At 62.9% G+C, this 13,694-nt stretch carries 14 protein-coding genes; 3 read left to right on the top strand and 11 right to left on the bottom strand.

Features of this window, described 5'->3' with window-relative positions; genetic code table 11:
- Positions 1–86: 86 nt before the first annotated feature.
- The 5 genes from GM658_RS20665 to GM658_RS20640 form a co-directional block, all read right to left on the bottom strand.
- Positions 87–1,970, bottom strand: coding sequence for a methyl-accepting chemotaxis protein (locus GM658_RS20665; RefSeq protein ID WP_170298900.1), 1,884 nt, complete (start codon positions 1,968–1,970; stop codon positions 87–89).
- A 179-nt stretch (positions 1,971–2,149) separates the two neighbouring features.
- A complete protein-coding gene (locus GM658_RS20660) occupies positions 2,150–2,914 on the bottom strand; it encodes an SDR family NAD(P)-dependent oxidoreductase (RefSeq protein ID WP_155455950.1) in 765 nt (254 codons plus the stop codon).
- 32 nt (positions 2,915–2,946) lie between these two features.
- Entirely contained in the window at positions 2,947–3,471 is a 525-nt protein-coding gene (locus GM658_RS20655) for a TPM domain-containing protein (protein WP_155455949.1), read from the bottom strand.
- Positions 3,471–4,730 carry a TPM domain-containing protein gene (locus tag GM658_RS29805; RefSeq protein WP_371865198.1) on the bottom strand — a complete coding sequence of 420 codons (1,260 nt, stop codon included), beginning with the start codon at positions 4,728–4,730 and terminating at the stop codon, positions 3,471–3,473. The genes GM658_RS20655 and GM658_RS29805 overlap by 1 nt, the downstream gene beginning before the upstream one ends.
- Before the next feature lie 9 nt (positions 4,731–4,739).
- The gene (locus GM658_RS20640; protein ID WP_155455948.1) at positions 4,740–5,330 is read right to left on the bottom strand and encodes a LemA family protein; all 591 of its coding nucleotides are present in this window, start codon (positions 5,328–5,330) and stop codon (positions 4,740–4,742) included.
- A gap of 114 nt (positions 5,331–5,444) precedes the next feature.
- Between GM658_RS20640 and pyrF the strand changes: the two genes are divergently transcribed.
- Complete coding sequence (gene pyrF, locus GM658_RS20635) at positions 5,445–6,266, top strand: orotidine-5'-phosphate decarboxylase (protein WP_170298899.1); 822 nt, start codon at positions 5,445–5,447, stop codon at positions 6,264–6,266.
- Positions 6,267–6,381: 115 nt separating this feature from the next.
- Here the strand turns inward: pyrF and sbcB are convergent, their stop codons facing one another.
- On the bottom strand, positions 6,382–7,827 hold the full coding sequence (sbcB, locus tag GM658_RS20630) for an exodeoxyribonuclease I (RefSeq protein WP_155455947.1): 1,446 nt from the start codon (positions 7,825–7,827) through the stop codon (positions 6,382–6,384).
- A 50-nt stretch (positions 7,828–7,877) separates the two neighbouring features.
- Between sbcB and GM658_RS20625 the strand changes: the two genes are divergently transcribed.
- The gene (locus GM658_RS20625; protein ID WP_371865197.1) at positions 7,878–8,441 is read left to right on the top strand and encodes a DUF5610 domain-containing protein; all 564 of its coding nucleotides are present in this window, start codon (positions 7,878–7,880) and stop codon (positions 8,439–8,441) included.
- A gap of 57 nt (positions 8,442–8,498) precedes the next feature.
- Here the strand turns inward: GM658_RS20625 and GM658_RS20620 are convergent, their stop codons facing one another.
- Entirely contained in the window at positions 8,499–9,473 is a 975-nt protein-coding gene (locus GM658_RS20620) for a GGDEF domain-containing protein (protein ID WP_155455946.1), read from the bottom strand.
- Between the two features lie 66 nt (positions 9,474–9,539).
- Here GM658_RS20620 and GM658_RS20615 point away from each other — a divergent pair, with 66 nt between their 5' ends.
- Complete coding sequence (locus GM658_RS20615) at positions 9,540–10,313, top strand: helical backbone metal receptor (protein ID WP_155455945.1); 774 nt, start codon at positions 9,540–9,542, stop codon at positions 10,311–10,313.
- Between the two features lie 3 nt (positions 10,314–10,316).
- Here the strand turns inward: GM658_RS20615 and GM658_RS20610 are convergent, their stop codons facing one another.
- The 4 genes from GM658_RS20610 to GM658_RS20595 are packed head-to-tail and all read right to left on the bottom strand — an operon-like array spanning position 10,317 to position 13,692.
- On the bottom strand, positions 10,317–10,673 hold the full coding sequence (locus tag GM658_RS20610; RefSeq protein ID WP_155455944.1) for an HPF/RaiA family ribosome-associated protein: 357 nt from the start codon (positions 10,671–10,673) through the stop codon (positions 10,317–10,319).
- Between the two features lie 54 nt (positions 10,674–10,727).
- Positions 10,728–11,372, bottom strand: a complete 645-nt coding sequence (locus tag GM658_RS20605; protein WP_155455943.1) for a DUF1345 domain-containing protein — start codon at positions 11,370–11,372, stop codon at positions 10,728–10,730.
- A 15-nt stretch (positions 11,373–11,387) separates the two neighbouring features.
- Entirely contained in the window at positions 11,388–12,608 is a 1,221-nt protein-coding gene (locus GM658_RS20600; RefSeq protein ID WP_155455942.1) for an MFS transporter, read from the bottom strand.
- A gap of 58 nt (positions 12,609–12,666) precedes the next feature.
- Entirely contained in the window at positions 12,667–13,692 is a 1,026-nt protein-coding gene (locus GM658_RS20595; protein WP_155455941.1) for a CDP-6-deoxy-delta-3,4-glucoseen reductase, read from the bottom strand.
- Between the last annotated feature and the right edge of the window lie 2 nt (positions 13,693–13,694).

The following is a 13,694-nucleotide window of genomic DNA, read 5'->3' as shown; positions in this document are numbered from 1 at the left end:
GACCACGCATATCGATTGCGTGTGTCTCAGATGTGTCCATTATAGGGATTGCGTGTGACGGCGCCATGACATAAATCAAGCTTTGTTCACACTTTGAAGAACGCGACGGCATCGAGCAGGGTGTCGGCTTGCCCGGCCAGTTCTTCCGCGGTTGCCGCCAGCTGTTCGGCGGCCGCTGCGTTGCGCTGGGTGGTTTCGCTCAGCTGGTTGATCGCCACGCTGATCTGGCTGGCGCCGCTGCTCTGTTCACGCGACGCTGCATTGATTTCCTGCACCAGCTCGGAAGTCTTGCGGATGCCCGGCACGATTTCCTTGAGCAGCTTGCCGGCCAGGTTGGCCACGGCCACGCTGTCCTGCGCCACGCCGCTGATTTCCTGCGCGGCGGCCTGGCTGCGTTCGGCCAGCTTGCGCACTTCCGCCGCTACCACGGCGAAGCCCCGGCCATGTTCGCCGGCGCGCGCCGCTTCAATGGCGGCATTCAGCGCCAGCAGGTTGGTCTGGTAGGCGATATCGTCGATGATGGCGATTTCCCTGGTGATCTGCTGCATTGCCGTGACGGTACGCGCGACGGCGTCGCCGCCTTCCACCGCATAGCCGGCCACGCGCGCAGCCATGGCGTCGGTGACGCGCGAATTCTCGTGGTTCTGGAAAATCGATGCGCTCATCTCTTCGATGGAAGCGCTGGTTTGCTCCACGCTGGCCGCTTGCTCGGTGGAGCTGGTGCTGAGCGCCTGCGCGGTGGCGCTGGCCTGGGCCGCCGCATTGGCCAGCGCATCGGCCGACTGGCGCACACTGGTGACGGTGGCGTGCAGGCGCTGCGCCATGTCCTGCACCATGAAGGCCAGGCTGCTGCGGTCATCCTTGTGCAGCTGCATGCGTTGCGTCAGGTCGCCTTGCGCTACTTGTTGCAGTACGGTGCAGACCGCGGAGGGCTCGCCGCCGATTTGCCACACCAGATGGTGGCTGATGGCATAGCCGACCAGGATCGCCAGCAGGGAGATGGCGAGCACGCCTCCGGCCAGCAGCGCGCGCGTTTCTTCCTGCTGTTTCAAGCGCTGCGCGATATGGGCGGAAAGCAGGGCATAAGCCGCGTCGGCGGCGCTGAACTGCTGGTCGATTGCGCGCGTGGCGGCGGCGATGTAATCGGGGGCGGCATAGTCCAGCGTACCGGCCATGACGATGCGGGTACGCGCCAGCTCGGTCACTTCGGCGGCGGCTGTGCTGGCCGCTGCGACCGGCGGATCGAGCTTCGGCTTGAGCGTGGGATTGGCGGCAGCAGCCTTGGCGATGGTGCGCAGCATGCTGGCGCTGGCATGGCGCGCCTTGCTGAGCAGGCTGTACATGATGGCCCGGCCTTCGATATCGATCTTGCGGGTGGCGAGGAAGCCGGCGCCGCGCGCGCGCATCTGTCCCAGGTCTTCCGCCACGCGCGGCAAGTCGAAATAGGTGGCGCGCATCAGGTAATAGCAATCGGCGTCGGGATCGAGCGACAGGCCGGACTGGTCGGCCAGCTGTTCGATGAACAGCAGGGTGAATTCGCACAGGGCCGTGTGGCGCTCGTAGCTGTCGACCGTGGACAGGCTGCGGGTGCTGACGTCGCGCGCCAGCGCGGTCCACTCATCGCGGATACGGGCAAACATCTTGCGGTCCTGTCCGTCGCCCGCAGCCAGCAGGGCTGACATACCCAGCAGCAGGCCGTTGACTTCGGCTTCCTTGGCGCTGCGTTCGCTGGCCAGTTGCCCCGCACCGACGAAGGCCGCGGACAGGCCGCGGTGCTGCTGCAGGCTTTGCAGGAGATCGAGCGCCTGGGCGCCGGGTTTCAGGCCTGCCTGTTCGGCGGCAGAGAAATGCAGGTTACGGCTATTTTCGGACAGGAACAGGTAGAAGGGAGGGGCGACCAGCAGGACACCCATGAGTCCGAGCAACGCAAAACGCTGCCAAAGCTTCAGCCGGTTCAACAGTCTCTCCACCGCAGCCCCTCCTCGCTTTCCCGATTGTAATCAAAAAAGCCAAAAAAAAAGCCCGCTGGTTAAAGCGGGCTTAAACTATTTTCTTGGAGGAGAATAGTGGAGACATGTGCAATTATGGTGCGCTGCCACATATTAGTCCAATTTCGAATTTCGATATGCGTTATTCAAAAAACGTATAACTATTCTTTCACCGGTACCACGTAATTCAGCGCCATGCGGCCACCATCAACGAATAGCGTCTGTCCGGTCATGTAGCTGGCATCCTCGCTGGCAAGGAAAGCGCAGATGGAGGCGACCTCTTCCGGCTCGCCGCAACGCCCCAAAGGAGTGCGCGACAAAATGGTGCGTTTGGCTTCCGGGCTGGCCAGGACCGCCTGTTTCGCCAGTTCGGTCAGGATGGTGCCGGGTCCAATGCCGTTGACACGGATGCCATACGGGGCCAGGTTGAGCGACATGACCTTGGTCAACTGGTTGACGCCGCCTTTCGACACGACGTAGGGCACCTGGTCCGGAATCGCCAGTTCCGAGTTCACACTTGACATATTGATAATGCAGCCGCTCTGCTGCTTGACCATTTCTCGCGCCACGGCCTGGCTGCAGAGGAACATGGATTTCAGGTTGATGCCCAGTACGCGGTCGAAATCGGCTTCCGCCAGGTCGAGGAAGCTGCACTTATGCGTCACGCCGGCGTTGTTGACCAGAATGTCGACGCGGCCGAAGGCTGCCAGGGTGGCGGCCACCATCGCGTCCACGTCGGACTTCTGGCTGACGTCGGCGGCGAAGAAGCGGGCCTGGTCGCCCAGCGCTTCCGCAGCCTGGGCGCCTTCCGGCTTGATGTCCACCAGCATGACCTTGGCCCCTTCGGTAATGAGGCGCTGGGCGCAAGCCAGGCCGATACCCTGGGTGGCGCCGGTGACGATGGCTACTTTATTCGTTAATTTCATATCGCTTCCGCTTGTCGGTTAGGAAGCTTATTTTAGAGGATGACCGCGTCGTTGGGCAGTTGGTTGGGGCGCTTGCCGTCGGAGGGGTAGTGGCGGGCCAGCAGGGTGTTCAGCTGCTCCAGTGCGGACAAGGTGCTGGCGTGGTAATCGCCCTGGGCGAAGCCGCTGGTCATGGTGCGGCAGATCGTTTGCCATTCGGCTTCGGAGACCAGGCGCCCGACATGGCGGTCGGCCACGATGTCGACTTCGCGTGCGGCGAGGTTGATGTAGATGAGGACCCCGCAGTTTTCTTCGGTATCCCATACGCCGTATTGGGCGAACAGGGCGCGGGCGCGCTGGCGGTTGCTGGTGTTGTTGAAGGCTGAGCGGGCGTCCAGCCCCGGCTCCACGATCACGCGCACTTCGGCGCGGTGGCGTTGCTCGCCTTGCGTGATGGCTTGTTCGATTGCTTGCAGCGTGGCGGTTGGGAAGAGCTGTTTGCCATGGGCGGTGCCGTGCCGCATGTGATGCAGCGCGCGCTTGCAGCGGCCAAAGAAGGTTGCAGGTAGGTTTGCCATCACCAGTCTCCCGAGGCGCCGCCGCCGTCGAAGGTTCCGCCGCCGCCACTGAAGCCGCCACCGCCGCCGAAATCCCCGCCACCGAAACCACCGCCGCCAAAGCTGCCGCCGCCACGGTGTGCCGCAGCATTCAAAGCGTTGCCCAGCGCTGCGCCAATCAAGACGCCCGAGGCATTCGAGCCCCAGCCCCCGCTCCGCAGCCCGCGCCGCGAGCCCCGCACCAGAGGCAGGATCACGAAGACGCCAAATAGCAGCAGTGGCCACAGCCAGCCTGACGAGTGGCCGTTGCCATTCCTGTCGCGATCGCCGCGCTGCGCGCCGCCTCGCACGCCGCCATCATCGTTCGCGCTGCCGCGGCCCGCGGCATTCCCGCTTTGGTCCTGGCCAGCGCCAGCATTTCCGCCAGTGCCTGCGCGCGCGCCTTCGTCCGCGCCAGTGCCGGGAATCGCCCCGGCGCCGGCTGCCGCCGCCATGCCCGCCACACCGGCCGATGCCGCGTCCCCCGATCCTGCGCCGCTCGCCGCCGCGCCTGCCGGCGCCGTACTGCCGGCCGTCGTGGGACCTCCTGGCGATCCGCCGGACGGAGCAGGCAAGCGCTCCTTGCCGATGATCGACTCTATCGCGTTCACGCCCGCCGTGAGGCCACCGTAAAAATCCCCTTGCCGAAAACGTGGCGCAATCACATCCTGTAAAACCCGCTTCGACTGCGCATCCGTCAGCGAGCCTTGCACGCCGCGGCCCGCCTCGATCCGCAGGCGGCGCAGTGAGGAAGGGTTATCCTTCGCCACCACCAGCAGCACGCCGTCATCAACGCCCTTGCGCCCCAGCTTCCAGGCATCCGCCACGCGAATGCTGTATTGCTCGATTGCTTCGGGTGCGGTGGAAGGTATGAGCAGCACGGCGATCTGGCTGCCGGTCCTGCGTTCATAATTGGCCAGCGCAGCATCAAGCGCCGAGCGCTGCTCCGACGTCAGCATTCCAACCTGGTCGGTCACGCGTGCAGCGTGCGGCGGCACGGCCACGAAACCGTCGGCCGTCCGGGCGCCGCTCACTACGAGCACCAGCAGCGCCAGTACCGCCAGCCCGATCACCACGCGAAGCCAAGGCGACCCAGGCAAAATTGACCAGCGCCTTGCATGTTCCGTCAGCCCGCCCGTGCGCCGCGCAAGATCGCGATCGAGCAAAGGATCGCTCAATCGATCTTCGTCGCGGCTGGAACCTTTGCCGCCACCGCGTGTTTGCCGGGGAGGACTGGCCATGGAAGCTCCTTACTTCTTGTTGAAGTCCACAGTTGGCGCGGTTGATATGGATTTCTCATTCTCGACCGTAAAGCTGGGCTTCACGTCATAGCCGAACATTTTGGCGGTCAGGTTGGTCGGGAAGCGCCGCGCCAGGACGTTGAAGTCCTGTACAGAAGCGATATAGCGCTGGCGCGCCACGGTGATGCGGTTTTCCGTACCCTCGAGCTGCGACTGCAGGTCGCGGAAACTGGCATCCGCCTTCAGGTCGGGATATTTTTCCGCCACCACCATGAGGCGCGACAGGGCGTTGGTCAGCTCACCCTGCGCCTGCTGGAACTTTTGCAAGGCGCCGGGGTTATTCAGCACGTCCGGCGTCACCTGCACGCTGGTGGCCGAAGCGCGCGCCCTGGTGACCGCCTCCAGCGTCTCGCGCTCGTGCGAGGCATAGCCCTTCACCGTATTGACCAGGTTCGGGATCAAATCGGCCCGCCGCTGGTACTGGTTGACCACCTCGCCCCATTGGGCCTTGACCGCTTCGTCCTTCGCCTGGAACTCGTTGTAGCCGCAGCCGGACAGGAAAACGCAAGCCAGCACACTCACTGCCAGAATTTTTCGCATTATTCGCTCCCTGGAACGTATTATCGAAATATACACGCAATTGCTTGGCGCAAGGCGCACATCGCCGCCCGTTATAATGGTGGGTTTGCAACGAAAAGAAAAAAGAGGTCCGCCGTGACATTTATCGATAAACTTTCCGCTGCCTGGGCAGCCAACGATTCCCTGCTGTGCGTTGGCCTGGACCCGGACATGGCGCGCCTGCCTGCGCAATTCCAGAATAACCCGCAAGGCATTTATCAGTTCTGCACCGAGATCATCGACGCTACCGCCGACCTGGCGTGCTCCTTCAAGCCGCAGATCGCCTATTTCGCGGCGCTTGGGGCGGAAGACCAGCTGGAAAAGATCTGCGCCTACGCAAAAGAAAACTACCCGCATATCCCGATGATCCTGGACGCCAAGCGCGGCGACATCGGCGCCACCGCCAAGCAGTATGCGCGCGAGGCCTTCGACCGCTATGGCGCGGATGCCGTGACTGTGAATCCCTATATGGGGTCGGACACTGTTGAGCCGTACATGGAGTGGAGCGACCGTGGTGTGATCATCTTGTGCCGCACATCCAATGCGGGCGGCTCGGACCTGCAGTTCCTGAAGGTGGACGGCAAGCCGTTGTACCAGCACGTTGCCAAACTGGTGGCGGAGAAGTGGAATGCCAACGGCCAGTGCGCGCTGGTGGTGGGCGCGACCTTCCCGGAAGAGCTGGCGCAGGTGCGCGGGATTGTGGGCGATATGCCGCTGCTGGTGCCGGGGATTGGCGCGCAGGGCGGGGATATTGAGGCGACGGTGAGGGCCGGCCGTACCTATAACGGCACGGGCATGATGATCAACTCTTCGCGGGCGATCTTGTACGCGACGCAGCAGGGTGGTGAGGACTTCGCTGCTGCTGCACGCCGCGTGGCGCAAGAGACGCGCGACGCGATTAACGCTCACCGCGCCTAAAACCGGTAAACCAGTGCCAGACCCGCAGGGTCTGACACCAATCCGCGGCGGTCGCGGGCAGGGTGTCTGAGCCCCGCGGGTCAGACGGGGCGGCCATCCGACCGGGTTACCGGTTTTAATAGCGCTCCGGCGCAATCATCTCCACGTAGTCGTACAAGGCAGCCAGCACTTCCTGCCCCCGCTCATCGGTCTCCGCGCCAAGGCGGTCCAGTTCCGAGAACAGCTCATCGACCGTGCGCGCCCCGCCAGCGCCTTCAAACAGGCGCGCCGCGCGATGCTGCTCCCAATGTTCAAACTCCTCCTCGGACAAAGTCTGCGGGAAATTACGCGCGCGATAGCGGAACAGCAGCTCCCCCAGCCGCTCATCCTGGAAATGCGGCGATGCCGACGCCAGCTTGGCCGGATGTTCGCGCCGCAGAGATTCCAGCAAGCGCTTATCGCCATTGCCCACAAAGCCACCGTACAAATCTTCATCCACATCCGCCGGCTCGGCAGCCGGGCGCCAGAACACCTGCTCCCAGATCGCCGTCATATCGGGGCCGGCAGCCGCACGCGCCGCATGGGCCCGCGCCGCCTCCAGGTCCAGTCCCCAGCGCTCGGCCAATTCCGGCCGCAGCGTTTTCAGGTTCGACACCAGCATCGGCGACTTATTCAAGTGGATGCTCTTGATCGGCAAGCGCGACATCCCCTCCGGCATGGCATCGGAGCGGGTGAACATGCGGATGCGGATGGTATCGGCATCCAGCGCAAACAATTCCTGCGGATCATACGAACAATCCCACACCAGCAGCTCATTCTTGTTCGACGGATGCGGCGCCAATGGCCACACCAGCGCCAGGCAGCCGCGCTCCGCCGGGAACATGCCCGACACGTGCAGGAAAGGCTGGCGCAGGTTTGCCGCCAGGTGCAGGCCGATCTCCTCCGCCACGCGATCCTTCTTGTGCAAGGCCAGGCAGAAATCGAACAGCTTCGGGTGCTTCTGGCGGATCAGACGGGCCAGCGCAATGGTGGCGCGCACGTCGGACAAGGCATCGTGCGCCGCCTCGTGCACCAGGCCATTGGCCCTGGTCAAATGCTCAAGCTTGAAGCTCGGTTTACCGCTATCATTAAGAGGCCACTCAATACCTTCGGGGCGCAGCGCATAGGTCATCCGCACCACATCCAGCAAATCCCAGCGTCCGCACTGGTTCTGCCATTCGCGCGCATACGGGTCGATTAAGTTGCGCCAAAACAAGAAGCGCGTCACTTCATCGTCGAATCGGATAGTGTTGTAGCCTACGCCTATGGTGCCAGGCTCCGAAAAGGCTTTCTCGACCGTCGCCGCGAACTTGTGTTCCGGCACACCCTGCTGCAAGGCTTGCTGTGGAGTAATGCCGGTGATCAGGCAGGCGACCGGGTCGGGAAGGTAGTCGTTGGCTGGCTGGCAGAACAGCATGATCGGCTCGCCGATTTCGTTCAGCTCTGCGTCGGTACGGATGGCGGCAAACTGGGCTGGGCGATCACGGCGTGGCACGGCGCCGAAGGTTTCGTAGTCATGCCACAAAAAGGTATGGTTACTCATGGTGCAAATGTTGGTTCTCGTTATCGAATGCTGAGGCAAGGAGGACTGTTGTGTCAAATCCCATTTCCGTCAACACCCGTGCCACCCCCGCTACAGCGAGCAATGACACGGCAATTTCGGCGTCCAACCGCGCCAAGATGCAGCTGAACGTTTCGATCCTGCAAGAATCGGCCTCAGTTTCGCTGAAATCCGAGAACGACCCGCTGGCGCTGGTCTACAAATCGGCCATTACCTCGATCAATGAGCAGTTGCAGGCCGACTTCGGGCCGGATGCGATCCAGAACGCCGCGAGCCAGGACAATACGCCGGAAGGCACGGCGGGGCGCATTGTATCGCTCTCCACCGCCTTCTTCAGCGCATTCCAGCAGCAGCACACTGATTTGAAGGGCGATGACGCACTGAACAGTTTCATGGATACGATCAAGGGCGGCATTGAAAAAGGCTTTAAGGAAGCGCGTGACATCCTGAAAGGCCTGAAAGTGCTGGACGGCGACATTGCCTCCAACATCGACAAGACTTACGACCTGGTGCAAAAGGGCCTGGATTCCTTTGTTTCAAATCAAAGGCAGTCCACCTCCACCGACGAATCCCAGACCGGCAGCAAGGTCGCGTAGAAGTCGGGGGCAAAGCGAAAAAGGGGTACGTCCCCTTTTTCGCTTTGCCCCCGACTTTTATCTTGAGACTTCGACGCAGTTGCGGCCGCTTTCCTTGGCGCGGTAGAGGGCGGCGTCGGCGGCGGCGATGAGGGAGGTTTCGTCTTGCGACGGGGCGAGGGCGGCGACGCCGAAGGAGCTGGTGATGTGCGGCAGCGGCTGGCGCATGTCGCTGAAGACGATGGCGTCGCGCATGCGCTGGCACAGGCGGACGGCGACTGCTTCTGCCACCTGCACGTTCGTGTCAGGCAGCACCACCATCATTTCTTCGCCGCCGTAGCGCACGGCGAAATCCGTTGGGCGCAGGGCGCCGGTCAAGACTTGCGCGGCGGTGCGCAGGGCCTGGTCGCCTTGCAAGTGGCCGTGGCTGTCGTTGAATTTCTTGAAGTGGTCGATGTCGAGCATGATCAGCGACAGCGGCTGGCCGGTGGCCTGGGCGCTGGCGACCAGCTGCGGCAGGAAGTCGTTCAGCCAGGCGCGGTTATACAGGCCGGTCAGGCCGTCCACCATCGACAGCTGGCGATAGAATTCGCCGAGCTTCTGGCGCCGCCGCAGCTGCGCATTGGCGGCGCGGATGCGGAAGGACAGCAGGCGCAGCAGATTGCGGGCGACGCCGTTTGCTGCGTCGATCAACTGCCATGCCAGTTCGGATTCGATGACGAGCAATTCGCTTTGCTCGAGCGCGGTGATGCTTGCCTGGTTGGCTTCATCATCGAGCACCGCCTGTTCGCCGACGCTTTCGCCGGGCAGGATTTTGCTGATCGTGGTGCCGTCGGACATGCCGGTGCTGGTATCGGCTGCAACCGATAGCGCGCCGCGCAGGACGATGTAGAGGCGGGCGCGCTGAGGATCGGTCACCACCTCGCCTTGTTCGACCTGCACGATCGGGCAGTCCTGCAGCAGCGGTGCGATGCGCAGGCTGTCGGCGCCGCGGAAAAGTTGCAGGGACTGGATCTGGTATGCGGATGCGCCAAAGGCGCCAATCGGTTTCAAGATGAACTTTCTTACTACGGTATCAACAGGTGTTAATGATAGCCCAAGTGTGGTTCAATAGCGCCCATGAAATACACCGATATCCTCGGCACGCAACACGCGGCCGCTCCAAACGCGCGCATCGTGTCGCTGGTGCCTTCGATTACCGAGCTTCTTTGCGATCTGGGATTGGCGCCGCAGCTGGTTGGGCGCACGGGTTTTTGCATTCACCCCGCAGACACCGTACGCGCCATCCCGAAAGTGGGCGGCACCAAGGATGTCAACATCGAGAAGATACGCAAGCTGGCGCCGACCCACCTGGTGGTGAACATCGACGAGAACGAAAAGCCCACCGTCGACAAGCTGGCTGAGTTCGTGCCGAATATCGTGGTCACGCACCCTATCGATCCGCGCGATAACCTGGCGCTGGTGCAGTTGATGGGCGGCGTGTTCTGCGCGCAGGAGCGTGCGGATGCCTGGTGCGCAGAATTTGAGCGCGAGCTGGCGCTGGTGCAGCCGGGCAGCCCGCAGCGTGTCCTGTACTGCATCTGGAAAGATCCTTGGATGACGGTGTCGCGCGATACCTATATCGCCCGCATGCTGGCGCTGATCGGCTGGTCGGTTCCCGAATTGGGCGACAAGCGTTACCCATCATTCACATGGGATGAGGCGCTGCTGCGCGATATCGACCAGGTGCTGCTGTCATCCGAGCCTTACCGCTTCACGGAAGAACACGTGGATGCGCTGGAATGCCAGATCGGCAAGCCGGTGCAACTGGTGGATGGGGAGATGATGTCCTGGTACGGCAGCCGTGCCCTGCAAGGTATCCGCTACCTGAAAGGGCTGGCTGCCGGAAGCTAAGGATTATTCCTCAGCCTCTTCAAAGTTGGGCTGGGAAGTGTGGCGCTTGCCATCGTTCAAGCGGCCCAAGGCGCTGTCGATGGCCCGTTGCAGCTTGTCTGCTGCGCCGTGGATGGATTGATGCAGGGTTGCCTCGTGGTCGGTCACGGCAATCGGCTGGTAGCCGTTGACGCGCGCCTCGATCATGCAGCGGATATCTCCGTCAGAGGACTTCTGTGCATTGCCTTCGCTGAGGTGGACGTCGACGCGTCCGATGTGCTCGCCGAACCGGTGGAGTGCAGTCTTGACCACTTCTTTCACATGGTCGTCCAGGCCTGCAGTACGTTCGATGGTTTTGTCGGTGTTCACACTGATTTGCATATGCTGCTCCCGTTTGTTAACCAAAACGTGTTGCCACGCGATTTCATCATACGCCTACATCAGCGAAGCCGCCATATTCACAAATAAACCCAGGATAAGAAGATTGAAGAAGAAGCTCAGCACGGACTGGCCCAGCACCAGCCTGCGCATGGCGGCCGAGGGCACCGATACGTCCGAAGTCTGGGCGGCGACTGCGATGGTGAAGGAGAAATAGAGGAAATCCCAGTAGTCCGGCTGGGTTTCGCCACCGGGGAAGGCCAGTGGGCGCTGGTGGCCGCGCGCATTGTAGTAAAGGTGGGCGTAGTGGAAGCAGAACAAGGTGCCGACCATCAGCCATGAGCCCACCAGCGTCAGCACCACAAAGGCGTAATGCGGTCCACGCTGGCTGACTGCGACGTCGCGCAGGCTGGCCAGTTCGGTGCTGAGGGCTGCCATGCTCATGACGGTCGCAACCACCAGGCTGGCCAGGATGACGGAACCTTTTTCGTCCTGGCGAGCGGCCGTGCGCCGCACTTCGTGGTGGTCGGCGCGCATCATCATCCAGGCCATGGAGACCAGGTAGGTCCAGACCGCGATATCCCACGCCGACAGGGCGCGCACCAGCGGCTTCAGGGAAGAGGGCAGGAGTATGCCCGCCACGGCGCCTATCGCAATGGCGGCGCTCAAATGCGGACGGCTGCGGATCATGTGGTAGGCCATGTCATTCCTATGGTACTACTTGTGGCTTGGGAAGCGGTCCATGCGCGACAGGATCGGGAAGCGCCAGGCCCAGATGCCGGTCACGGCCAGCGTGGCGCAGCCGCCAAAGATCACGGCGCGAGTCAGGCCCAGCCAGCCGGCGGTAATGCCGGACTCGAATTCGCCCAGCTCATTGGAGGCGCCGATAAACACGGCGTTGACGGCGCTCACGCGGCCGCGGATTTCGTCCGGCGTTTCGAACTGCACCAGCAGGTGGCGAACGTAGACGCTGATCATGTCGCCGGTGCCGAGCAGCAGCAGGCAGGCGAGTGCGACGGTAAAGCTGGTGGTAAAGCCCAGGATCACGGTGCAGATGCCGAAGACGGCAACGCCGCCGAACATCCATGCGCCGACGCGGCGCGTGATCGGCCAGAAGGCGAGGGCGATCGAGCACAGTGCGGCCCCGGCGCCTGGCGCGGTGCGCAGCAGGCCAAGCCCGCTGGGGCCAACGTGCAGCAGGTCATGCGCCAGCGCGGGCAGCAGGGCGGTGACGCCGCCAAACAGCACTGCAAACAGGTCGAGCGAAATAGCGCCCAGCATGATCGGACGCGACCAGACGAAGCGCAGGCCTTCGAATACACTGTGCCAGGTCGCCGGTTCCTTGCGTGTGGCTTGCGGAGCGGGCCGGGTAAGCATCATCAGCAGCACGGCCAGCAGCAGCATGGTGGAGGTGACGGTGTACACGGTGGCGGGGCCGGAGATGTACAGCAAGCCGCCCAGTGTCGGGCCAAGGATCACGGCGACCTGGAAGGTGGAACTCGCGAGCGCCACAGCGCGGCTGAATTCTTCAGGCGGCACCATGTTCACCACCACCGCCTGGGTGGCCGGCATCATGAAGGCCCGCGCGCTGCCATACAGCGCCAGCACGGCGAAGATCGGCCATACCGCACCAAAGCCGCTGTGCGTGTAGCCAAGCAGCGCCAGCCCGCATACCAGCTGCGCGCCAAGGCAGGCGGCGATGATGTTGCGGCGGTTGTAGCGGTCGGCGGCGTGGCCTGCGTACAGGATCAGCAGCAGGAAGGGCGCGAATTGCGCCAGGCCGATCATGCCGAGGTAGTAAAGATTCTTGGTCTGTGCGTAGACTTGCCAGCCGATGGCGACGTTCTGCATTTGCACGGCGATGGTGCCGAGCAGGCGAGCTGACAGGTAGAAGGCGAAGTTGCGGTGGCGGAGGACTGCGAAACCGTTTGATGGCATACGTTTGGCGTGCTATGGGGCGCTGCGCACCCCATGGCGCGCAGCGCATGGGTGGAACTTAAGGTTGTTGAAGGTCAGCTTCGGAAGTAAACGCGTCGGCGTAAAACTCTTCTTCCGGCAGCTTGCAATCCTTGACGAAATCGCGCTTGGCCGATTCGACGACGATCGGGGCGCCGCAGGCGTAGACCTGGTAGCCCGACATGTCCGGCAGGTCGTCGATCACCGCCTGGTGCACGAAGCCGGTGCGGCCGGTCCAGCCTTCCTCCGGCAGCGCGTCGGAAACCACGGGCACGTAGCTGAAGTGCGGGATTTCGGCGGCCCACTGGCGGCACAGCGCGTCCATGTACAAGTCCTGCGGACGGCGGCCGCCCCAGTACAGCGTCATCGGGCGCTTGGAGCCGCTGGCGCGTTCATGTTCAACAATCGCCTTGATCGGCGCAAAGCCGGTGCCCGATGCCAGCAGCACCATCGGTTTGTCGGAATCGTCGCGCACGAAGAAGGTGCCCAGCGGACCTTCGAAGCGCAGGATGTCGCGCTCCTTCATGGTGCTGAACACCTGGTCGGTGAACAGGCCGCCCGGCATGTGGCGGATATGCAGGGTGATCGCGCCGCCTTCCGGCGCGGTGGCGATCGAGTAGGCGCGGCGCTTGCCGTCGCGCAGCAGGAATTCGAGGTACTGGCCGGCCTTGTACTGGAAGGTTTCGTTGGCCGGCAGCTGCAGCGTCAGCACCATCACGTCCGGCGCCATCTTTTCCAGCGCGTTGACGCGGGTCGGCATCTTCTTGATCGGGAATTCGCCGCTGCCCACCACTTCGCGCGCTTGCAGCACCAGGTCCGAGTGCGGGATGGCGCAGCAGAACAGGGACATGCCGGCCGCTTCCTCCTCCTCGCTCAGGGCGCGACGCTGGTGCGCCTTGTGGCTGACGGAGCCCGACACGACCTTGCCTTTGCATGAGCTGCATGCGCCATTCTTGCAGCCGTATGGCAGGCCGACGCCGGCGCGCATGGCCGCGGCCAGGACGGTTTCGTCTTCTTCGCAGCTGAATTGGTGGCCGCTAGGCTGAACAGTAATTTGGAAAGACATAC

This window comes from Massilia eburnea, assembly GCF_009720745.1.
GTDB lineage: Bacteria > Pseudomonadota > Gammaproteobacteria > Burkholderiales > Burkholderiaceae_D > Rugamonas > Rugamonas eburnea.
Note: the sequence above shows the minus strand (reverse complement) of the source record. Positions and strands in the feature narration are given on the sequence as shown.